Source organism: Micromonospora sp. NBRC 101691, assembly GCF_030269285.1.
Lineage (GTDB): Bacteria > Actinomycetota > Actinomycetes > Mycobacteriales > Micromonosporaceae > Micromonospora > Micromonospora echinospora.
In genome coordinates, this window is sequence record NZ_BSTB01000024.1 from 34,755 (window position 1) to 58,971 (window position 24,217).

4 protein-coding genes are annotated in these 24,217 nt (G+C 73.6%); all 4 read left to right on the top strand.

Annotated elements, in window-relative coordinates; genetic code table 11:
* Window positions 1-15 precede the first annotated feature (15 nt).
* From QSK20_RS27950 to QSK20_RS27965, 4 genes are read left to right on the top strand one after another with little or no spacing between them, the layout of a single operon-like run.
* On the top strand, window positions 16-7,071 hold the full coding sequence (locus QSK20_RS27950; protein ID WP_285791602.1) for a type I polyketide synthase: 7,056 nt from the start codon (window positions 16-18) through the stop codon (window positions 7,069-7,071).
* Entirely contained in the window at window positions 7,072-12,666 is a 5,595-nt protein-coding gene (locus QSK20_RS27955; protein ID WP_285791603.1) for a type I polyketide synthase, read from the top strand.
* Complete coding sequence (locus tag QSK20_RS27960) at window positions 12,663-19,244, top strand: type I polyketide synthase (RefSeq protein ID WP_285791604.1); 6,582 nt, start codon at window positions 12,663-12,665, stop codon at window positions 19,242-19,244. The genes QSK20_RS27955 and QSK20_RS27960 overlap by 4 nt, the downstream gene beginning before the upstream one ends.
* On the top strand, window positions 19,237-24,210 hold the full coding sequence (locus tag QSK20_RS27965) for a type I polyketide synthase (protein ID WP_285791605.1): 4,974 nt from the start codon (window positions 19,237-19,239) through the stop codon (window positions 24,208-24,210). Before QSK20_RS27960 ends, QSK20_RS27965 begins: the two co-directional genes overlap by 8 nt.
* Window positions 24,211-24,217: the final 7 nt, after the last annotated feature.

Sequence of the window (24,217 nt, forward strand, 5' to 3'; positions counted from 1 at the left end):
GAAGGGTTGAGCCGAATGGCCCCCGAGCGCAGTCACCCGTCGGACCCGACACCCCGGTCCGCAGCCGAGCCGATCGCCGTAATCGGTCTGAGCTGCCGTTTCCCCGGTGCCGGCGACGCCGACGCCTTCTGGCGTCTGCTCGTCGGCGGCGGGGACGCGATCACCGAGGTCCCCCGGGACCGGTGGGACGTCGACGCCCTCTTCGACGCCGACCTCGCCGAGCCCGGGACGACGAACAGCCGCTGGGGTGGCTTCGTCGACGGGGTGGACCGGTTCGACCCCCACTTCTTCGGCGTCTCCCCGGGTGAGGCGGCCAGCATGGACCCGCAGCACCGGATGCTGCTGGAGGTCACCTGGGAGGCGCTGGAACGGGCCGGGGTCGTCCCGGGGCGGCTCGCCGGCAGCGACACCGGCGTCTACGTCGGCATCGGCACCGACGACTACGCCCAGGTCGCCTTCGACGACCCGGCCAACCTGAACGCCTACTACGTCACCGGCAACGCGCTCAGCCTCGCGGTCAACCGGCTGTCGTACCTGCTCGACCTGCACGGCCCGAGCCTGGCCCTGGACACCGGCTGCTCGTCGTCCCTGGTCGCCGTGCACCTGGCCTGCCAGAGCCTGCGCTCGGGCGAGACCACCGTCGCCCTCGCCGGCGGCGTCAACCTCATGCTCTCGCCGAAGGCCACCATCGGGCTCTCCCAGACCTGGATGATGGCCGCCGACGGGCGCTGCAAGAGCTTCGACGCCGCCGCCGACGGCTACGTCCGGGGCGAGGGCTGCGGGATGGTCGTCCTCAAGCGGCTCGCCGACGCGCGCCGTGACGGCGATCCCGTCCTCGCCGTCATCCGTGGCACCGCGATGAACCAGAACGGACGCGGGGAGGCGCTGACCGCCCCGCACGCCGGCTCCCAGGAGGCCGTCGTCCGCGACGCCCTGCGCGACGCCGGGGTCACCCCCGACCAGGTCGACCTGATCGAGGCGCACGGGGTCGGCACCCCGCTCGCCGACGTGGTCGAGGCGACCGCCCTGACCAGCGTCTTCGGCCCGGCACGGGACGCCGACCGGCCGTGCGCGCTCGGCTCGGTCAAGACCAACATCGGCCACCTGGAGATGGCCGCCGGCATCGCCAGCCTGATCAAGGTGGTGCTCACCCTCCAGCACGGGACCATCCCCCCGCACCTGCACCTCGACACGATCAACCCGCAGACCGGGCTGGCCGACGCGCCCTTCGTCCTCCCGGCCACGCCGCTGCCCTGGCCGCGCGCCGACCGCCCCCGCCTCGCCGGGGTCAACTCGTTCGGCCTCGGCGGCGTCAACGTGCACCTGGTGGTCGCCGAACCCCCGGCCGACGTCCGGTCCGTGCCTCCGGCCGACGTTTCGTCCGTGCCTCCGGTGGACGTTTCGTCCGTGCCTCCGGTCGGTCGGTCGGCCGGGCCGGCGGCCGTGCCCGCGTCGCGGCACAGCGCCGAAGCGGACGGACCGGGTGCCGGCAGCACCGACGGTGGAGACGGCGGGCCGCTGATGCTGCCGCTCTCGGCGCGCAACGCCGCCGCGCTGCGCGCCCTCGCCGAGCGGTACGTCACGCTGCTGACCACCCCGGACGGGCCCGACTTCAGCGCCGTGTGCGCGACCGCCGCCACCGGACGCACCCACTTCGCCCACCGGCTCGCCGTCGTCGCCCCCGACGCGGCAACCGCCGCCGCCCGGCTCACGGCCTGGCTCGCCGGCACCGACGCCCCCGACGTCGCCCCCGATGTCCACCACGGCGTCGTCGCCCCGGCTGAGGTGGTAGCAGGGGACCCCTCCTCATCAAAAACCGGTAGCAGGGGACCCCTGCATGCACCCGGGGCGAGCGGGCAGGCGGTTCGGTACGTGTACGGCGACGACCCGGCGGAGCCGGATGCCGGACGGCCGCCCCGGGTGGTCCTGCCGACCTACCCGTTCCAGCGGAAGCGGTACTGGATCGAGTCCCGCCCGACCGACCGGGCCGAGCGGACGGCGGAGGTGCCGGAACTGGTCCGGCTGGTCGCCGGGGCCGTACCGGCCGAGCGCCGCACCCGGCTCGCCGACGCGCTCGCCAACCTGGTGGCCGAGACCCTCGGCACCGAGGACGACACCCCGATCGACCCCCGACAGGGCTTCTTCGCCCTCGGCATGACCTCGTTGATGGCGGTCGACCTCCAGAACCGGTTGCAGCGGGCGCTCGGCGACGCGTACCGGCTGCCGCTGACCCTGGTCTTCCAGTACTCGTCGGTCGCCGCCCTGACCGACCACCTCGCCCGCGAGGTGTTCGGGCTGGACACCCCCGCGCCGGCCCGCAGCCTGCCGGCCGCCCCCGCCCTCACCTCCGACGCGCTCGCCGCCCTCTCCGAGGACGAGGCGCTGTCGCTGCTGCGCCGACACCTGACCGACGCCGACAGCGACCTTTCCCCGGTCAAGCAGGCGCTGCTGGCCCTGGGCCGGGACACCACCGCCGCCCGGCCTCCGCTCGGGGAGCCGATCGCGGTGGTGGGTATGGGCTGTCGTTTCCCCGGTGGGGTGGATTCGCCAGCGGCGTTCTGGGACGTGTTGTCGCAGGGCGGGGAGACGGTCGGCATGGTGCCGGCGGACCGGTGGGACGTGGACGGGTTCTTCGATCCGGACCCGGATGCGCCGGGGAAGTCGTACACCCGCGCCGGTCACTTCCTGGCTGGGGTGGACGGGTTCGACGCCGGGTTCTTCGGGGTGTCGCCGCGTGAGGCGGTGAGTCTGGATCCGCAGCAGCGGCTGCTGCTGGAGGTGGCCTGGGAGGCCCTGGAACACGCCGGCCAGGTCCCCGACCAGCTTGCCGGCACCCGTACCGGGGTGTTCGTCGGCCTGATCAGCAACGAGTACATGCAGCTCCAGCTCAAGCTCGGCGACCCCACGGTCATCGACACCTACTACGGCACGGGCGGCATCGGCAGCGCCGTCGCCGGACGGCTGTCGTACCTGCTCGGCCTGCACGGGCCCAGCCTGATGGTCGACACGGCGTGTTCGTCGTCCCTGGTCTCGGTGCACCTGGCGTGCCGGAGCCTGCGGTCGGGTGAGTCGGATCTCGCGCTCGCCGCCGGCGTCAACCTCATGATCATTCCGGAGTCGCACATCTTCCTCTCCCGCGCCCGGGCGTTGTCGTCGGACGGTCGGTGCAAGACGTTCGACGCTGCCGCCGACGGTTACGGCCGGGGGGAGGGCTGCGGTGTGGTGGTGTTGAAGCGGTTGTCGGACGCGCGGCGGGACGGTGACCGGGTCCTTGCGGTGGTTCGTGGGTCGGCGGTGAACCACGACGGTCCGAGCAGTGGTCTGACGGTGCCGAACGGTCTGGCGCAGCAGGAGTTGATCCGGACGGCGCTCGCCGACGCCGGGGTCGCGCCCGCGGACGTCGACTACGTCGAGGCACACGGCACCGGTACGCCCCTCGGCGACCCGATCGAGGTCGCGGCACTCGGCGCGGTGCTGGGCGAACGCCGTACGCCTGATCGGCCGCTGCTGCTCGGCTCGGTGAAGGCCAACATCGGGCATCTGGAGGCCGCCGCCGGGGTGGCCGGTCTGATCAAGTCGGTGCTGGCGTTGCGGCACGGGCAACTGCCACCACAGGTCAACGTCAGCACCGTCAACCCGCGCATCGCGCTCACCGAGATCCCCGCCGAGATTCCCGTCACCGGCACGCCCTGGCCCCGAGGCGACCGGCCCCGGCTCGCCGGCGTGAGTTCGTTCGGGATGAGTGGAACGAACGCGCACCTGGTCGTGGGGGAGGCACCAGAGTCGCCGGACCCGGCGGCGTCGTCCGTGGAGCCCGGACGTTCGGCGTACGTGTTGCCGTTGTCGGCGCGGGACGAGTCCGCGTTGCGGGTGGTGGCGCAGCGCTACGTCGATCTGTTGGACGGTGCCGGCGCTCCGGATCTCGGGTTGGTGTGTGCGGCGGCTGCGGTGACGCGCAGTCATTTCCCGCACCGTCTGGCGGTGGTGGCTCCGGATTCGGCTGCCGCTGTCGCCCGGTTGCGGGGTTGGCTGGCGGGCGAGGAACACCCTTCGGTCGCCCATGGTGTGGTGCCCACGGGGCGGCGCCCGAAGGTGGGCTGGTTGTTCACGGGTCAGGGTGCGCAGTCGGTGGGGATGGCGCGTGTCCTGTACGAGTCGGAGCCGGTGTTCCGGGCCGAGCTCGACCGGTGCGCGGGGCTGCTGGCGGCCGAGCTTGATCAGCCGTTGCTGGAGGTGCTCTTCCCGGCCGACGGCACGGACGTGATCGATCAGACCGGTTTCACGCAGCCGGTCTTGTTCGCGGTGGAGTGGTCTCTCGCGGCGTTGTGGCGGCACTGGGGTGTCGAGCCGGACGTGGTGTTGGGCCACAGCGTGGGTGAGCTTGTTGCCGCGTGTGTGGCGGGGGTGTTCTCCCTGGAGGACGGGCTACGTCTGGTTGCGGCTCGCGGTCGGTTGATGCAGGCGTTGCCGGCGGGTGGGTCGATGGTGGCGGTGTCGCTGCCCGAGGAGAAGGTCCGTCCGCTGCTGGACGGCACCGATCTTGTCGTGGCGGCGGTGAACAGCCCCGTGGAAACCGTGATCGCCGGCCCCGTCGAGGTGCTGGACGTCGTTCGGGAGAAGTTCGCGGCCGACGGGGTGAAGACGACCGTGTTGCACGTCTCGCATGCCTTCCATTCGCCGTTGATGGCGCCGATGCTGCCGGCGTTCCGGGAGGTCGCCGGGTCGGTGGTGTTCCGGTCGCCGCAGCGGACGGTGGTGTCGAACGTGACCGGTGCGGTGGCCGGGGACCATGTCGCGTCTGCGGGGTACTGGGTGGAGCATGTGTCGGCTCCGGTGCGGTTCGCCGACGGGGTGCGGGCGGTTCTGGCGCAGGGGTGTGACGTCGTGCAGGAGGTCGGGCCGCATCCGGTGTTGTTGGCGGCGGGTCGGCAGTGTGTGGACGACGACGGCTCGGTGCGGTGGTTGCCGTCGTTGCGGCGGGGCCGGGACGACCGGCAGCAGCTGCTGACCGCCGTCGCGAGCCTGTACGCGCAGGGTGTGGAGCTGGACTGGAAGGCGATCACCGACGGGATTCCCGCCCGGGCGGTGGACCTGCCCACGTACCCCTTCCAACGCCGACGCTACTGGGTCGACACGTCCCGCCTGCCCCGGTCTTGGGGGAGCGACGACAGTGACTGGCTCTACCAGGTGGACTGGCGGCCCCAGGAGATCACCGCAGCGGAAGACGAGAGCGATGCGGGCCGCTGGTTGGTCTTCGCGGACGCCGGTGGGGTCGCCGAGTCCGTCGTCGCCGCGCTCCGGGCCCGGGGCGATCGATGCCTCCTGGTCCGTGCCGGTGACCGGTACGCGGCCCTGGGCGACGACGTCTGGCAGGTCGCACCCGGGCAGCCGGACCACTTCCGCCAGCTCATGGGGGACACCGGTGCGATCACCGGCGTCGTCCACCTCTGGAGCCTCGACCACGTGTCCGCCGCGCCCGAGGACCTGCCGGTGGCCCACGAGCGGATCTGCGCCAGTCTGCTGCACCTGGTGCAGGCCGTCGCCCCGCTCGACCTGGCGGTGTCCCCACGGATCTGGGTCGTCACCGGTGGCGCCCAGGCCGTGGCCGGGGAGCCCGGCCCCGCCGCGCCGTACCAGGCGCCGGTCTGGGGGCTGGGCACCGTCATCGGACTCGAACATCCCACGCTGTGGGGTGGGCTGATCGACCTGGATCCCGCCGCCGATGCGGCCACTGCCGTGGTCGCCAGCCTCCGGTCGTCCGCAGGTGAGAACCAGATCGCCTGGCGGGGCGGGCGCAGCCACGTCGCCCGGGTCGTCCGTGCCGGAGCCGCGCCGTCGGACACCCGGCCGAAGGTCAGCGCCGACGGCACCCACCTGGTCACCGGTGGTCTGGGCGCACTCGGGCTGCTGGTCGCCCGGTGGTTGGTCGACCGGGGCGCACGGCACGTCGTCCTGGTCGGACGGCGCGGGCCGTCGGAGGCGGCCGAGGAGACGCTCCGCGCCCTCACCGGGCAGGGCGCGCAGGTACGCGTGATCCGGGGAGACGTCGGCCGGGCGGACAACGTACGGACGATCCTCGCCGAGATCGAGACGTCCATGCCGCCGCTGCGGAGCGTCTTCCACGCGGCCGGCATCCTCGACGACGGGGTCCTGCACCAGCAGAGCTGGGACCGGTTCGAGCGGGTCCTCACGCCGAAGGTGACCGGTGCCTGGCACCTGCACCAGCTCACCCGTGGGCTTCCACTGGACCACTTCGTGCTGTTCTCGTCGATCGCCTCCCTGCTCGGCGCACCCGGCCAGGGCAACTACGCGGCGGCGAACGCGTTCCTGGACGCGCTGGCCCACCACCGGCACGCGTCGGGCCTGCCGGCGCTGAGCGTGAACTGGGGCGCGTGGGGCGACTCCGGCATGGCCGCCGCGCTGACCGACCGCGACCAGCAGCGCTGGACCGCCCGGGGCATCGGCGTCATCCCGCCGGAGCGGGGGATCCGGCTGCTGGAGCGGATGATGGCAGGTGCGGTGCCGCAGGTCGGGGTCGTACCGGTGGACTGGGCCCGCTACGCCGAGCAGTACCCGCTCGGCGCGGCCCGCCCCCTGCTGGCCGAACTGGTCCGGCCGGAGCCCGCCGCCGACCGGTCGCCGACGGTGCCCGCCGCCGGGCCCCGGCTGCGCGAGCGGTACGTGGCCCTGCCGGACGCGAAACGCCGGATCGCCCTCACCGAGCACGTGACCGGCGAGCTGGCGCGGATCCTCATGCTCGACGAGGCGTCCCTCGACCCGCAGAAGGGTTTGTTCGACCTCGGCCTGGACTCGCTGATGGCGTTGGAGTTCAAGAACCGGGTGCAGGCCGCCTTCGACCACGAGATGCCCACCACGCTGCTGTTCAACTACCCGACGGTCGACGCGGTCGTCGGCTACCTCGACACCGTGCTCTTCGGGCAGCGGCAACCCGAACCCGAGGGTCCACCCCCGACAGAGCCGGGTGACGACCTCGAAGCGCTGCTGGACAACCTCGAGCAGATGTCGGACGACGAGATCGACCGGCTGTTCACGAACGAAGGGCAGGCGTAGATGAGCGAGCTCCAGGAGAGGCTGGCCAACCTGCCGCCCAAGCGCCTCGCGCTGCTCGTCCTCGACCTGCAGAAGCGCCTCGACGCCCAGAAGCGGTCCACGCCCGAGCCGATCGCCGTGGTCGGTGTGGGCTGCCGGTTCCCGGGTGGGGTGGACTCGCCGACGGCGTACTGGGACGTGCTGTCGCAGGGCGTGGACGCGGTCGGCGAGGTGCCGGCGGACCGCTGGGACGTGGACGCGTTCTTCGACGCGGACCCGGACGCCCCCGGGAAGATGTACACCCGTGCCGGTCACTTCCTGGCCGGGGTGGACGGGTTCGACGCCGGGTTCTTCGGGGTGTCGCCGCGTGAGGCGGTGAGCCTGGACCCGCAGCAGCGGTTGCTGCTGGAGGTGGCCTGGTCGGCCCTGGAGGACGCCGGGCAGGTACCGGCCCGGTTGGCGGGCAGCCGTACCGGGGTGTTCGTCGGCATCGGTACCGACGACTACTCGCTGCTGCTGCGCTCCGCCGACCCGGCCGGCATGGACGCGTACACCGGCACCGGTAACGCCTTCAGCGTCGCCGCCGGACGGCTGTCGTACCTGCTGGGGTTGCAGGGACCGAGCATGGCCGTGGACACGGCGTGCTCGTCGTCGCTGGTGGCGGTGCACCTGGCGTGCCGGAGCCTGCGGTCGGGCGAGTCGGACCTCGCGCTCGCCGCCGGGGTCCACCTGGTCCTGACCCCCGAGGGCACCATCTACCTCTCCCGGACCAAGGCGTTGTCGCCGGACGGCCGGTGCAAGACGTTCGACGCTGCCGCCGACGGTTACGGCCGGGGGGAGGGCTGCGGTGTCGTGGTGTTGAAGCGGTTGTCGGACGCCCAGCGCGACGGTGACCGGGTCCTCGCCGTGGTTCGTGGGTCGGCGGTGAACCACGACGGTCCGAGCAGTGGTCTGACGGTGCCGAACGGTCTGGCGCAGCAGGAGCTGATCCGGACGGCGCTCGCCGACGCCGGGGTGGCGCCCGCCGACGTCGACTACGTCGAGGCACACGGCACGGGCACCTCGCTGGGCGACCCGATCGAGGTCGACGCGCTGGCCGCCGCCCTCGGCAAGGACCGGCCGGCGGACCGTCCGCTGCTGGTGGGCTCGGTGAAGACGAACATCGGTCACCTGGAGGCCGCCGCCGGGATCGCCGGCCTGATCAAGGTGGTGCTGGCGTTGCGGCACGACCGGGTGCCGTCGCACCTGCACTTCCGTACGCCGAACCCGCACATCCCCTGGGACCGGATCCCGGTCGAGGTCGCCACCGGAACCCGTGCGTGGCCGCGCGGCGGGAAGCCCCGGGTCGCGGGCGTGAGTTCGTTCGGGATGAGCGGCACGAACGCGCACCTCGTCGTGGCCGAGGCGCCCGCCGTGCCGGAGGCCGCCGACACACGGACCCCGGACCGTTCGGCGTACGTGCTGCCGTTGTCGGCGCGCGACGACGCCGCGCTGCGGGTGGTGGCCCAGCGGTACGCCGACCTGTTGGACGGTGCCGGTGCCCCCGATCTCGCGTCGGTGTGTGCGGCGGCTGCGGTGACGCGCAGTCACTTCCCGCACCGCCTGGCGGTGGTGGCCCCGGACTCGCCGACGGCGGTGTCGCGGCTGCGGGGTTGGCTGGCCGGAGCCGAGGACCGGTCGGTCGTGCACGGTGTGGTGCCGGTGGGTCACCGCCCTCGGGTGGGGTGGCTGTTCACGGGTCAGGGCGCGCAGTTCGTCGGGATGGCGCGTGCGCTGTACGACTCCGAGCCGGTGTTCCGGACCGAACTCGACCGGTGCGCGGAGCTGCTGGCGGCCGAGCTTGATCGGCCGCTGCTGGAGGTGCTCTTCCCGGCCGACGGCACCGACGTTCTCGACCAGACGGGGTTCACGCAGCCGGTGCTGTTCGCCGTCGAGTGGGCTCTTGCCCGCGTGTGGCGGCACTGGGGTGTCGAGCCGGACGTGGTCCTGGGCCACAGCGTGGGTGAACTCGTCGCGGCGTGTGTGGCGGGGGTGTTCAGCCTGGAGGACGGGCTGCGTCTGGTGGCGGCACGCGGCCGGTTGATGCAGGCGTTGCCGCCGGGCGGGTCGATGGCGGCAGTGTCGTTGCCGGAGAACGAGGTCCGTCCGCTGCTGGACGGCACCGGTCTGGTCGTGGCGGCGGTGAACAGTCCGGTGGAGACGGTGATCGCCGGCCCGGCCGACGTGCTGGACGCCGTCCGGGCAGAGTTCACGGCCGACGGGGTGAAGACCACGGCGCTGCACGTCTCGCACGCCTTCCACTCACCGCTGATGGAGCCGATGATCCCGGCGTTCCGGGAGACGGCCAAGGAGATCAGCCCACGGGGTCCGCAGTGCACGGTCGTGTCGAACGTGACCGGCGGGCTGGCCGACACCGGATACGGCTCGGCGGACTACTGGATCGAGCACGTGTCGGCTCCGGTCCGGTTCGCCGACGGTATGCGGGCGGTTCTCGACCAGGGGTGCGACGTCGTGCAGGAGATCGGCCCGCACCCGGTCCTGTTGGCCGCCGGTCGGCAGTGCGTGGACGACGACACCCCGGTGCGGTGGTTGCCGTCGCTGCGGCGGGGCCGGGACGACCGGCAACAGCTGATGACCGCGGTCGCGGGTCTCTACGCGCAGGGTGTGGACCTCGACTGGAAAGCGATCACCGACGGGGTCCCCACCCGGACGGTGGAGCTGCCCGGTTATCCCTTCCAACGCCAGCGCTACTGGTCGCCGGCCGCTCCCCGTCGGTCCCGGAACCTACCCGTCGGGGACGCCGGCCACCCGCTGCTCGGGCGGACCCTCTCCTCGCCCGCGCTCACCGGCACGGTCCACGAGACGGTGCTCAACCGGCTGTCCCACCCGCTCCTCGCCGAGCACCGCATCTACGACCAGATCGTGGTGCCCGGCGCCCACCACCTGGTGATGCTGGCCGCCGCCGCCGAGGGCCGGAACGCCGCCCCGGTCCTGACCGACGTCGTCTTCCCGCAGCCGATGCTGCTCGGGGCGGACGAGGACCGGGTCGTCCAGGTCGTTCTCGCCGCCTCCGCCGACCAGGACGGGTCGATCCAGTTGGTCAGTCGCAGCGCCGACGAGCCGACGTGGACGACCCACGCCACCGGCACCCTCAGCGAGGCGCCGCAGGTCGGCGCGGAGCCGCACGAGACGCCGGCCGCGATCCGGGAGCGGTGCGAAGCCGACCCGGACTACGTCGACTGGTTCTACGACACGGGCTGGCGGGACGGCCTCGAACTGGAGTCCGGGTTCCGCTGGCAGAGCCGGATCTGGCGACGCGACGGCGAGGCCCTGTGCCAGATGCGCGCCGTGCGGGACAGCGACCGCCACGAGCGGTACGCCCTCCACCCGGGCCTGGTCGACGCCAGCTTCCAGATCGTCGGCGCGACCCTGCCGACCGCCGGCCGCGAGTTCACCGTGTACGTGCCGCTCGGCGTGGACCGGTTCCGGCTGCACTGCACCGTCGAGGGGCAACTCTGGGGCCATGCCCGACTGCGGTCCGGCAGCGACCCGAACGACGAGACGCTCACCGCCGACGTCCGGCTGGTCGACGACGAGGGTCGTCTCGTCGCCGAGTCGTACGGGCTGCACCTGAAGCGGGCCGAACGGTCGGCGCTCCTGCGCGCCGGCCAGGCCCGCGCCACCGGGCTGTTCCACGAGGTGGCCTGGCAGCCCGAACCGCTGCCGGCCCCCGCAGCGGAGGCCCCGGGCCGGTGGCTGGTCTGCGCCGACCGGCCCGGTGTCGGTACGGCGCTGGCGGAACGACTCCGTGCTCGTGGGCAGGAGGTCGTCCTCGCCCACCCGGGTCCGTCCACGGAGGCCCTGGACGACGGGACGTGGCAGTTCGACCCGGCCGACCCGACCCGGCTCACCGCGCTGCTCGACACCGTCGCCGCCGACCGGACCGTCCCGTTCCGGGGCACGGTGCTGCTGTGCGGGCCCGCTACGGGTGGAGACGAGCCGCGGCTGTCCGACCTCACCACCGACCAGGCGTCGACGCTGCGTACCGCGCTGCACCTCCTGCGGGGGTTGGCGGTTCTGGAGAGCGCGAAGTTGCACCTGGTCACCCGGGGCGCGTGTGCGACCACCGCCGGCTCGCCCGTGGCGGTGGCGCAGACCCCGCTCTGGGGGCTGGGCAACGTCGTCGAACTGGAACACCCCGAACTGTGGGGCGGACAGGTCGACCTGGATCCCGCCACCACCGACGCGGACGCGGCGACCGCCCTGCTCGGCGAACTCCTCTCGCCGCCGACCGGGGACCGGGTCGCCGTACGGGGGCCGGAGCGGCTGGTCGCCCGACTCGTACCGCAGCGGGTCGGGCCCGTGCCGGACGCGGCGGTGACCGTCCACGCCGACGCGACGTACCTGGTCACGGGTGGCCTCGGGGCGCTCGGCCTGACCGTCGCGCGCTGGCTGGTGGCGCGCGGCGCCCGGCACCTGGTCCTGGTCGGTCGACGTGAGCCCACCGGCGAGGCCGTGGCGGCGCTCGACGGGCTGCGGGAGTCGGGTGCCGAGGTCACCGTCGCCTCGGCGGACGTCGCCCGGCCGGAGGACGTGGCGCGACTGGTCGCGGCGGTCCCGGCCGACCGGCCGCTGCGCGGCGTGGTGCACGCGGCCGGTGTGCTGGCCGACGGCGTGCTGCTCCAGCAGCCCTGGGCGGACTTCGTCCGGGTGCTGGCACCCAAGGTCGACGGTGGGTGGAACCTGCACCAGGCGACCCGGGACCTGCCGCTCGACTTCTTCGTGCTGTTCTCGTCGGCGGCGTCCCTGCTCGGCACCGCCGGTCAGGCCAACTACGCGGCGGCCAACGCGTTCCTCGACGGGTTGGCCCACCACCGCCGGTCACAGGGCCTGCCGGCGGTCAGCGTCAACTGGGGACCGTGGACCGAGGCCGGCATGGCGGCCCGCGCCGGCCAGGCCGAGGGACGGTGGGCCGCCCAGGGCATCGGTGGGATCACCCCCGAGCAGGGCACCGAGGCGCTGGAGGCGATCCTGCGTGCCGGCCCGGTCCAGGTGGGTGTCCTGCCGGTGACCTGGTCGACGTACCTGCGTCGGTTCGCATCGGACGGCACCCCGGCGCTGCTGCGGGAACTGGCCCGCACGACGCGCGGCCCGCAGCCGCGCACGGCCACGCCACCACCCGAGGACCGGCTGCCCGAACGGCTCGCCGCGGCCCCGCCGCAGGACCGCCTCGACCTGCTGCGTCGGCACGTACGCGACCAGGTGGTGGCGGTGCTCGGCCTGCCGGCGACCTACCACCTGGAGCCCCGGCAGAAGTTCTTCGAGATCGGCCTCGACTCGTTGATGGCGATCGAACTGAAGAACACGTTGCAGGGTCAGCTCGGGCGGACGCTGCCCTCGACGGTCGTCTTCGAGTACCCGACCGTCGAGGCCCTCACCGAATACCTGGCCCGCGACGTCCTCGCCCTGAAACTGGACGTGGCGAAGGAACCGGCACCGGAGCCGTCCGCCCGATCCTCGGAGACCGTCGAGCGTCTCAAGGACCTCTCCGAGGACGCCCTGGAAGACCTGTTGGCGAAGAAGCTCGCATCTCTTGCGGAGCGGAGAAGGAAATGACCGAAGACCCGACGCGCGGCGAGCAGTCCGCGCTCCTGCGCGCGTTCGTCGCCATCGAGGAACTGGAAGCCGAGCTGGACGAGGTCCGGCGGGCCCAGCACGAGCCGGTCGCCATCATCGGCGCGAGCTGCCGCTTCCCGGGCGGCGGTGACGGCCTGGCCGCCTTCTGGCGGGTGCTGCGCGACGGCGTGGACGCGGCCGGTGAGGTGCCCCCGGAGCGCTGGGACCTGGCGGACTTCTACCACCCGGACCCGGACCGGCCCGGCCGTATGTACACCCGGGAGGGGCACTTCGTCGACGGCGTCGACCAGTTCGACCCGGCCTTCTTCGGCATCGCCCCGCGTGAGGCCGCCAGCCTCGACCCGCAGCAGCGGATGCTGCTGGAGGTGTCCTGGGCGGCCCTGGAACACGCCGGTCAGGTGCCGGACCGTCTGGTCGGGACCCCGACCGGAGTCTTCGTCGGCATCATGACCAACGACTACCTCCAGTTGCAGACCGGCGCGGGCGACCCCACCCAGCTCGACCTGTACGCCGGCACCGGCAACGACCTCAGCTTCCCGGCCGGGCGGCTGTCGTACCTGCTCGGGTTGCAGGGGCCGAGCATGGCGGTCACCACCGCGTGCTCGTCCTCGCTGGTGGCGCTGCACCTGGCCACCCGGAGCCTGCGTGCGGGCGAAACCGACCTGGCTCTGGTCGGCGGGGTCAACGCGATGCTCGCCCCGGACGCCTTCGTCACGCTGTCGAAGATGAAGGCCCTCGCCGTGGACGGCCGGTGCAAGACCTTCGACGCCTCCGCCGACGGTTACGGCCGGGGCGAGGGCTGCGGCGTGGTGGTGTTGAAGCGGCTGTCGGACGCCCAGCGCGACGGTGACCGGGTCCTCGCGGTCGTCCGGGGCACCGCCGTGAACCACGACGGCCCGAGCGGCGGCCTGACCGTCCCGAACGGCCTGGCGCAGCAGGACCTCATCCGGGCGGCCCTCGCGGACGCGGGCGTCGAGCCGGGCGACGTGGATTACGTGGAGGCACACGGCACGGGCACCTCGCTGGGCGACCCGATCGAGGTACGCGCCCTAGCCTCGGTGCTCGGCCGGGACCGGCCGGCGGATCGTCCGCTGCTGGTGGGCTCGGTGAAGACCAACATCGGGCACCTGGAGGCTGCTGCCGGAATGGCCGGTCTGATCAAGCTGGTGCTGGCGTTGCGGCACGAACAGATGCCGTCGCACCTGCACTTCCGTACGCCGAACCCGCACATCGACTGGGACGGCCTTCCGGTCCGGGTTCCGGTCGCCCCGACCCCCTGGCCCCGGGGCGAGCGCCCCCGCGTCGCCGGCCTCAGCTCCTTCGGCATGAGCGGGACCAACGCCCACGTCATCGTGGGTGAGGCCCCGGAGGCGGTCGCGGCGGAGGTTCCGGGCCGTTCGGCGTACGTGCTGCCGTTGTCGGCGCGCGACGATGCCGCGCTGCGGGTGCTGGCGCAGCGGTACGTGGACCTGCTGGATGACAGTGCTGTTGACTTCGGGTTGGTGTGTGCGGCGGCTGCGGTGACGCGCAGTCATTTCCCGCACCGTCTCGCCGTGGTGGCCCCGGATTCGGCCACCGCTGTCGCCCGGTTGCGGGGTTGGCTGGCGGGTGAGGAGGACCGGTCGGTCGTCCATGGCGTGGTGCCTGCCGGTCGTCGAGCCAGGGTCGGTTGGTTGTTCACGGGTCAGGGTGCGCAGTCGGTGGGGATGGCGCGTGTCCTGTACGAGTCGGAGCCGGTGTTCCGGGCCGAGCTCGACCGGTGTGCGGAGCTGCTGGCGGGTGACCTCGAACGGCCGTTGCTGGAGGTGTTGTTCCCGGCCGACGGCACGGACGTGATCGATCAGACCGGTTTCACGCAGCCGGTGTTGTTCGCGGTGGAGTGGGCTCTGGCCCGGCTGTGGCGGCACTGGGGTGTCGAGCCGGACGTGGTCCTGGGTCACAGCGTGGGTGAGCTGGTGGCGGCGTGTGTGGCGGGGGTGTTCTCCCTGGAGGACGGGCTACGCCTGGTCGCGGCTCGCGGCCGGTTGATGCAGGCCCTCCCAGCGGGTGGGTCGATGGTGGCGGTGTCGCTGCCGGAGGAGAAGGTTCGCCCGTTCCTGGAGGGCACCGGTCTCGTCGTGGCGGCGGTGAACAGTCCGGCCGAGACGGTGATCGCCGGCCCGGCCGAGGCGCTCGACGCGGTGCGGGAGAAGTTCACGGCCGACGGGGTGAAGACGACGGCGCTGCACGTGTCGCATGCCTTCCATTCGCCGTTGATGGCGCCGATGCTGCCGGCGTTCCGGGAGGTCGCCGGGTCGGTGGTGTTCCGGGCGCCGCAGCGGACGTTGGTGTCGAACGTGACCGGTGCGGTGGCCGGGGACCATGTCGCGTCTGCGGGTTACTGGGTGGAGCATGTGTCGGCTCCGGTGCGGTTCGCCGACGGGGTGCGGGCGGTTCTGGCGCAGGGGTGTGACGTCGTGCAGGAGGTCGGGCCGCATCCGGTGTTGTTGGCGGCGGGTCGGCAGTGTGTGGACGACGACGGCTCGGTGCGGTGGTTGCCGTCGTTGCGGCGGGGCCGGGACGACCGGCAGCAGCTGCTGACCGCCGTCGCGAGCCTGTACGCGCAGGGCATCGACCTGGACTGGAAGGCGATCACCGACGGGATCCCCGCCCGGGCGGTGGACCTGCCCACGTACCCCTTCCAGCGCCAGCGCTACTGGTCGGCGCCCGCGCCGGGCAGCCAGAGCCGTCGCCGGGCGGGAGACCACCCGCTGCTCGGGCAGCGGCTGCGAACGCCCTCGTTGCGGGACACGGTCTTCGAGACGCCCCTGAGCGCCGCGACCTACCCGCTCCTGGCCGAGCACAGGCTGCACGAGCAGCTCGTGGTGCCGGGCGCGCACCACGTCGCCATGCTCCTGGCGGCAGGAGCCGGGAGCGGCACCCCGGCCCCGGGCCTGCGGGACGTCCTGTTCACCCAGCCGCTGGTGCTGCCGGACCCGGGTGAGCGTCCGGTGCAGACGGTCGTCACGACGGCCGACGGGACCACGCGACTGGTCACCTTCGACGACCCGGACTGGACGGAGTACGTCACGGCCCGGCTCGACCCGGACGACGTACCGGGACAGACGCCCCCGGACCTGGACGCGGTCACGTCACGGTGCGACCGGTCGCTCGACGACCTCGACACCTTCTACGGCCGGGTCAGCGACGCCGGGCTGGACCTCGGGCCGAGCTTCCGTTGGCTCGACGGGGTCCGCACCGGTGACGGGGTGGCGGTGAGCGGCATCCGGGTGCCCGGACAGCTCGACCCGACCGTGCCGTACCCGGTGCACCCGGGTCTGCTGGACGCCTGCTTCCAGCTGCTGGGCCTGACCAGGCCGCAGCCGGAGGACGGCCTGTCGATCCACGTCCCGTTCCGGGTGGAGCGGCTGCGGGCCGTCCCGTCCACCGATGCGGAGCTGCGGGCGTACGCCTGGAGCAGTGGGTCCACCACCGGGGAGGTGGTCGGGGACGTCGTGGTGGTCGACCGTGCCGGCCGACTGGTCGTGGAGCTGCGTGGCCTGCGGCTGCGGCACGTCGACCCGGCGATGCTGCGCCCCCCGTCGCCCCGGACCGACGACCTGCGGTACGAGATCACCTGGCCGGTCGCCGGCCCGGCCGGGCCCGCCGAGACGCCCGCCGTACCGGGCGCCTGGCTGGTCTTCGCCGACGCGGACGGGCTCGGCCGGGAACTGGCCGCGCGGCTGACCGCCGAAGGCCACACCTGCACCCTCGTCCGGCCCGGTACGGTGTTCGCCCAGGACGACCCGCACACGTACCGGATCGACCCGGCCCGCCCCGAGGACGTCACCAGGCTGCTCGACGCGGTCGGCGCCACCGACTGGCGTGGCGTGCTGCACCTGTGGGCGCTGGACAGCCCCGCCGACCCCGACGCGGACCTGACGGCGCTCCAGGACGTCCAGCGGACCACGCTGCGCAGCACCCTGCACCTGGTCCGGGCCCTGGCAGCGGGCGGCCGGTCGCCCCGGACGTACCTGGTGACCCGGGGCGCGCAGGCGGTCGGCGAACCGGCCGGGCCGCTGGCGCTGGCGCAGGCCCCGCTCTGGGGGCTGGCCGGCGCGGTGGCCCTGGAACACCCGGAGCTGCGCTGCACCCGGATCGACCTCGACCCGACCGGCGACCCCGCCACCGACCTGGCGTTCCTGACCGCCGAGCTGCGGTTCGACGGGCGGGACGACCAGGTCGCCCGGCGCGGCGACCAGCGGCACGTGGCCCGCCTGGCCCGCTGCGGGACGGACGACGGCAGCCGGCCGCTGGCGCTGCCCAGTGTCGAGTCGTTCCGGCTGGACGTGGCGACCCCCGGGGTGCTGGACCAGCTGGTGTTCCGCCCGGTGGCCCGGCGGGCACCGGAGCCGCGCCAGGTGGAGCTGCGGGTCCGGGCGACCGGCCTGAACTTCCGCGACGTGCTCAACGCGCTCGGCATGTACCCGGGCGAGGCGGGACCGCTCGGCCTGGAGTGCGTCGGCGAGGTGGTGGCCCTCGGCGCGGACGTCCCCGGCCTGGCGGTGGGGGACCGGGTGGTGGCCCTGGCCCCGGCCAGCTTCGGCAGCTTCGTGACGGTCGACGCCGACCTGGTGGCCCCGCTGCCGGCGGTGGTCGGGGACGCCGACGGCGCGACCATCCCGGTGACCTTCCTGACCGCCCTGTACGCACTGGAGCACATCGCCCGGCTCGCGCCGGGCCAGCGGGTGCTGGTCCACGCGGCGGCCGGCGGGGTGGGCCTGGCCGCGGTGCAGCTCGCCCAGGCCGTCGGCGCCGAGGTGTACGCGACGGCCAGCCCGGCCAAGTGGCCGGTGCTGCAACGCCTGGGGGTCCGGCACCTGTCGAACTCGCGGACCCTGGCGTTCGCCGACGAGATCCGCGAGTGGACCGGCGGGACCGGGGTCGACGTGGTCCTCAACTCGCTGACCGGGGACTTCATCGTCGAGAGCCTGCGCCTGCTCCGCCCCGGCGGGCGGTTCGTCGAGATCGGCAAGCGGGAGATCTGGTCCGCCGACCAGGTGACCCGGCTCCGGGACGACGTCACCTACACCGCGTTCGACCTGGTGGAGCTGTCCCGGGACGAGCCGGCGACGGTCCGTTCCCTGCTGGACGAGCTGATGCGGCGGTTCGCCGCCGGCACGCTCCAGCCGCTGCCGTGCCGGGTGTTCGGGCTGACCCGGGCGGTCGACGCGTTCCGGTACATGGCGCAGGCCCGGCACGTCGGCAAGATCGTCGTCAGCCACGACGACTCGGCCGTGCCGCCGGAGGCCGACGACCTGGTTCGCGCCGACGGGGCGTACCTGATCACGGGTGGTCTGGGCGGTCTGGGCCTGCACGTGGCGCGCTGGCTCGTCGACCGGGGCGCCGGGACCCTGGTGCTGGTGGGCCGCAGCGGCGTCACCGACGCCAACCGGGCGGACGTGGCGGCGCTGCGGGACACCGGAGCCCGGGTCGAGGTGGTCCGTGCCGACATCGCCGATCCGGACGAGGTGACCCGGCTGGTCGGTGAGGTCACCGCGACCCTGCCACCGCTGCGTGGGGTCGTGCACGCGGCCGGCGTGCTGGACGACGGCATCTTGCTCCAGCAGGAGTGGACGCGCTTCGAGCGGGTGCTCGGGCCGAAGCTCGCCGGGGCGTGGAACCTGCACCGCGCCACCCGCGGCCTCGACCTGGACTTCTTCGTGCTGTTCTCGTCGGTCGCCTCGATGCTCGGCTCCGCCGGGCAGGGCAACTACGCGGCCGGCAACGCCTTTCTCGACCTGCTGGCCGCCGACCGGCGTCGGCAGGGGCTGCCGGGGGTGAGCGTGAACTGGGGCCCCTGGCGGGGCGCGGGCATGGCCGCCGGCGTCGACGACGACCGGCAGTGGGCGCTGCGCGGCATGGGTCTGATCGACCCGGAGCGGGGGGTCGCCGAGCTGGCGGCGGCGCTCGGCCAGCCCCGCGCGCAGGTGGGTGTCGTCGCTGTCGAGTGGGGTGCCTACCTGCGGCAGTACCCGACCGGGCTGCGGCCCCCGCTGCTGGACGACATGGCGGCCGGAACCACCGCTGACGCGGGGGGTCCGGCGGCGGGCGGCGCCGACCACCGGGCGCTGTTGACCCTGCTGGCCGACGCGGCGCCCGACGACCGGCACGACCTGATCGTGGGGCACGTACGGGACCTGGCGGCCCGGGCCCTCGGCCTGACCGCCGCGCACACCCTGGACACCCGGCGTCCGCTCAACGAACTCGGCCTGGACTCGCTGATGGCGGTGGAGTTGCGCAACGCGCTCAGCCTCAGCGTCGACCGGTCGCTGCCCGCGACGGTGCTCTTCGACTACCCGACCGTCGAGGCGCTGGCCGGATTCGTCGCCGGGGAACTCCAGCCCGCCGAACCGGCCGCACCGACCGGCCCGCCCCCGACCCGGTCGGCGGCACCGACCGTGGACACGGATCGGGACGCCTGGCTGGCCGAGATCGAACAGCTCTCCGACGCCGAGGTCGAAGCCCTCCTGGAGCAGGAACTCTCCCAGTCACGGAACAGGAACCACCATGAGTGACAGCGCCGCCCGTACCGACCATCTGACCCCGCTGCAACGGGCGCTGCTCGGCATCCGCGAGCTGCGCGCCCAGCTCGCCGAGGTGGAGCGCGCGAAGACCGAGCCGATCGCCGTGATCGGCATGGGCTGCCGGCTGCCCGGCGGCGCGAACGACCCGGAGTCGTACTGGCGGTTGCTGCGCGACGGCCGGGACGTGATCCGGGAGATGCCCGCCGACCGGTGGGACACCGACGCGTACTTCGACCCGGACCCGGAGGCCCCGGGGAAGATGAGCACCCGCTGGGGCGGCTTCCTCGACGGGATCGACGGCTTCGACCCGGGGTTCTTCGGCATCTCGCCGTGGGAGGCGGCGAACATGGACCCCCAGCAGCGGCTGATGCTGGAGGTGGCGCAGGAGGCGTTCGACGACGCCGGCCAGCTGCGCGACCAGTTGCAGGGCAGCCGCACCGGCGTCTTCGTCGGCCTGGCGCACAGCGAGTACGGCTGGCTGAACTTCAACAACCCCGACCTGGCGAACGTCTACACCGCCACCGGCTCGTTCGGCTCGATCGTGGCGAACCGGTTGTCGTACGTCTACGACCTGCGCGGCCCCAGCTACACCATGGACGCGGTCTGCTCGTCGTCGCTGCTGGCCGTGCACCAGGCGTGCGAGAGCCTGCGCAGCGGCGACTGCACGATGGCCCTGGCCGGCGGGGCGGGACTGTTCCTCAAGCCGGAGGGCTTCGTCTGGTTCACCAAGCTCGGCGTGATGTCACCGGACGGCCGGTGCAAGGCGTTCGACGCCCGGGGCGACGGCATCGTGCTCGGCGAGGGCGTGGCGGCGGTGGTGCTCAAGACGCTGTCCCGGGCGATCGAGGACGGCGACCCGATCTACGCGGTGCTGCGCGGCAGCGCGGTCGTCCAGGACGGCCGCAGCAACGGCCTGACCGCGCCGAGCCGGCTGTCGCAGGAGGCGATGCTGCGCGAGGCGTACGAGCGGGCCGGCGTGGACCCGGCGGCGGTGCAGTACGTCGAGGCGCACGGCACCGGCACCATCCTCGGCGACCCGATCGAGGCGCAGGCCCTCGGCACGGTCCTCGGGGCCCGCCGGGACGCCGACCGCCCGCTGATGATCGGCTCGGTCAAGACCAACATCGGGCACCTCCAGATGGTCGGCGGCCTGGCCGGGCTGATCAAGGTGGTGCTGGCGATGAAGCACCGGCAACTGCCGGCCAGCCTGCACTACACCGAGGGCAACCCGCACATCCCCTTCGACGACTACCGCCTGCGCGTGCAGGACACTCCGGGCCCGTGGCCGTACGACGGGCCGCTGCTGGCCGGGGTCACCTCGCTCAGCTTCGGCGGCACCAACGTGCACGTGGTCGTCGAGGAACCGCCGCCGCCGGCCCCCGCCCCGACGTCCGGCGACGACGACCGGGCCCGGCTGCTGCCGCTGTCGGCCCACGACCCGGCCGCGCTGCGTGACCTGGCCGGCGCGGTGGGGGAGTTCGTCACCGACCCGACCGTCGACCTCGACGACCTCTGCCACACCGCGAGCCTGCGCCGCACCGCGTACGACGAGCGGCTCGCGGTGAGCTTCACCTCCCGTACCGACCTTCAGGGCAAGCTGGCCGCGTTCTCCGGCGGCGCGGTGCGGCCCGGTCTGTCCACCGGCGACAAGTCGCAGCACGTCCGTCGCCGGCTGGTCTTCGTCTTCCCCGGGCAGGGCGGCCAGTGGGTCGGCATGGGCCGGCGGCTGCTGGACACCGAGCCGGTCTTCCGGCAGGCGATCGAGGAGTGCGCCGCCGCGCTCGCGCCGTACGTGTCGTGGTCGCTGCTCGACGAGCTGCGCGCCGACGAGGCGACCTCGCAGCTCGACCAGATCGACGTGGTCCAGCCGATGACCTGGGCGGTCCAGGTGGCGCTGGCCGCGCTCTGGCGGTCCTGGGGGATCGTCCCGGACGCGGTGGTCGGGCACTCGATGGGCGAGGTCGCGGCGGCGCACGTCGCGGGCACGCTCAGCCTCGACGACGCGGCCCGGGTGATCTGTCGGCGGAGCTGGCTGGTCCGCCGGATCCGGGGCCGGGGCACGATGGCCGTGGTGGAGCTGCCGCTTCACGAGGCGCGGGCCGCCATCGCCGGCCTGGAGGACCAGCTCGCCATCGCGGTCAGCAACAGCCCCACCTCCACCGTCCTCTCCGGCGACACCACCGCCGTCGAGACGGTGCTGAAGACGCTCACCGAGCGGGACGTGTTCTGCCGCCAGGTGAAGGTGGACTTCGCCTCGCACAGTCCGCAGGTGGACGAACTCCGCGACGACCTGCTCGCCGAGCTGCGCGACGTGCGGCCCCGCGAGTCGACCGTGCCGATCCACTCCACGGTCACCGGCCGGCCCACCGACGGGCGGGAGTTCACCGCCGACTACTGGGCCGACAACCTGCGCGAGCCGGTGCTCTTCGCCACCGTGCTCGGGCAGCTGCTGGAGAGCGCGCCGACGGCGGTCATCGAGATCAGCCCGCACCCGATCCTGCTGCCCTCGGTCGAGCAGTGCGCCCGGCACGCCGACCGGCCGGTGGTGGCGCTGCCCTCGTTGCGCCGGGACGAGGACGAGCGGTCCGTGCTGCTCGGCACGCTCGGCGCGCTCTGGACGGTCGGCCACCGGGTGGACTGGCGCCGCCAGCACCCGACCGACCGGCCGGTGCTGCGCCTGCCGTACTACCCGTGGCAGCGGCAACGCTGCTGGCTGGAGTTCGGCCCGACCGGGGCGACGTCGGCCCCGGCCGTGGCGACCGTGCCGTCGTCGACCGAGCGGTACTTCCGGGCCGCCGCGCCCGGTGGCGAGCACTTCTGGGAGCTGCCCGTCGACCGGTCCGCCTGGCCGGACCTCGACGACCGGCCGACCGTGCCCGAGGCGGTCCATCTCGATCTGGCGCTCACCGCGGCGACCTCCCTGGCCGGGACGCCGGCCTGCGCGCTGACCGACGTGACCTTCGAGGCGACCCAGGGACCGGGGAGCGTCGCCCAGGTGGCGGTCACCGGCCCGCGTGACGGCACCGCCGGCTGGGAGGTGTACGGCCGACCCATTGGAGCGGACGGGCCGTGGATCCGGCACGCCCGGGGTGCCCTGCGCACCGTCACCGCCGCCGGGCGGCCGTACCTGCCGCCGCAGGAGACCCCGGACGCGATCCGGCAGCGGTGCGGCACCGAGGTGCCGGGCAGCGCGTACCGGAACAGCCGGACCGCGGCGGGGCTGCCCGACAGCGCTGGCGCGCGTACGGTGCGGCAGCTGTGGCGGCGCGACGGTGAACTGCTGGCGCTGCTCGCCGCCCCGGCCGCCGACGGCGGGTCGCCGTTGGACTGGCGGCTGCTGGACGGTGTGTTCGACCTGCTGCCGGTCGTCGCGCCGGACCCGGCCGCCGCCACCGCCGGATACCGGCCCACGGCGGTCGAGCGGCTGCGGGTGCACCGGCGGGCGACCGGCGAGCTGTGGGCGCACGTCCAGCTCCGCGAGGTCGGCGACGACACGCTCACCGGTGACGTCCGGCTCCTCGACGCCGAGCTGCGCCCGGTCGCCGAGGTGACCGGACTGCGATCCACCCTGGGCGTACGCGAGGAGACCTCGGCGGGCGCGCTCCCGGCCGCCACGGCCACCGTGCCCCGGCTCCGCGCCGCCCTGCCCGGCGCCCCGGTCGACGCCAGCGCCCCGGTCGACGCGGCCACCGGGACGGCCGACCACGATGCCGTCACCGCCCCGCCGACCAGCCGGGCCGTGCTGCTGACCGTCATCCCCGCCCGGCGGCGGACGGTCCTCACCGGCTACCTGCGGGAGCAGATCGCGGCGGTGCTGGGACTCCAGCCGCAGCAGCTCGACGTGGACCAGCCCCTGCTGGGGCTCGGCCTGAACTCGCTGATGGTCTTCGAGCTGCGCAACCGTCTCCGGGTCATGTACGGCACGCAGATCGCCGCCCAGGACTTCCTCTCCGGGATCACCGTCGACCAGATCGTCGGTCACGTCCTGGCCCAGGTCGACGGCCCGGCTCCGGCCACGGACAGTCCGGCCTCCGGCACCGCCGACGGATCAGCGGATCCGGCCACCGGGGCGGCGGTTCCGCAGTCGACGGCGGTGCCCCGACCGGTGGTGGCACGTCGGTCGACCCGCCCGGCCCGGTCGGCCGCCGTCGAGGTCAGCACCGACCCCGCCGACTGGCTGGTCCGGGGCACCCCGGACCCGGACGCCCGGCTGCGGCTGTTCTGTCTGCCGTACGCGGGCGGCAACGCGGCGCTGTTCCGCACCTGGTCGGGCGAACTGCCCGACGGGGTGGAGGTCTGCCCGGTCCAGCTTCCCGGTCGGGAGCAGCGGCACCGGGAACCGGCGTTCACCCGGATGTCCACGCTGGTCGAGGCGCTCACCGGGGTGCTGCGGCCGTACCTCGACCGGCCGTTCGCGCTGTTCGGGCACAGCATGGGTGGCCTGGTCGCGTACGAGCTGACCCGGCACCTGCGCCGGCGGGAGCTGCCCGCCCCGACCCACCTGTACGTCTCGGCGGCCCGCGCCCCGCACCTGCCCGACCTGGAACCGCCGCTGCACCGGCTGCCGGAGGCCCGGCTGATCGAGAAGCTGCGGGCGATGGACGGCACGCCGGAGGAGATGCTCGGCGACCCGGAGACGATCGCGCTGTACCTGCCGGTGCTGCGCGCCGACTTCGCCCTGGTGGAGACCCGTATCCACCAGACCGAGCCGCCGCTGGACGTCCCGCTGACCGTCTTCGGCGGCGAGCGGGACGACAAGGTCACCGGGGAGCAGCTTGCCGCCTGGCGGGACCAGACCACCGCCGGGTTCGCCCTGGAGATGCTCCCCGGCGACCACTTCTTCGTCCAGCGGGAGCGCGCCGGGCTGCTGGCCGCGCTCTCCGGACGACTCACGCACGACCTGGCGCGGCTCGACGCGCCGCACGTCCCAGTTACCACCGACACCCGCATTTCCTAGAAGGAGG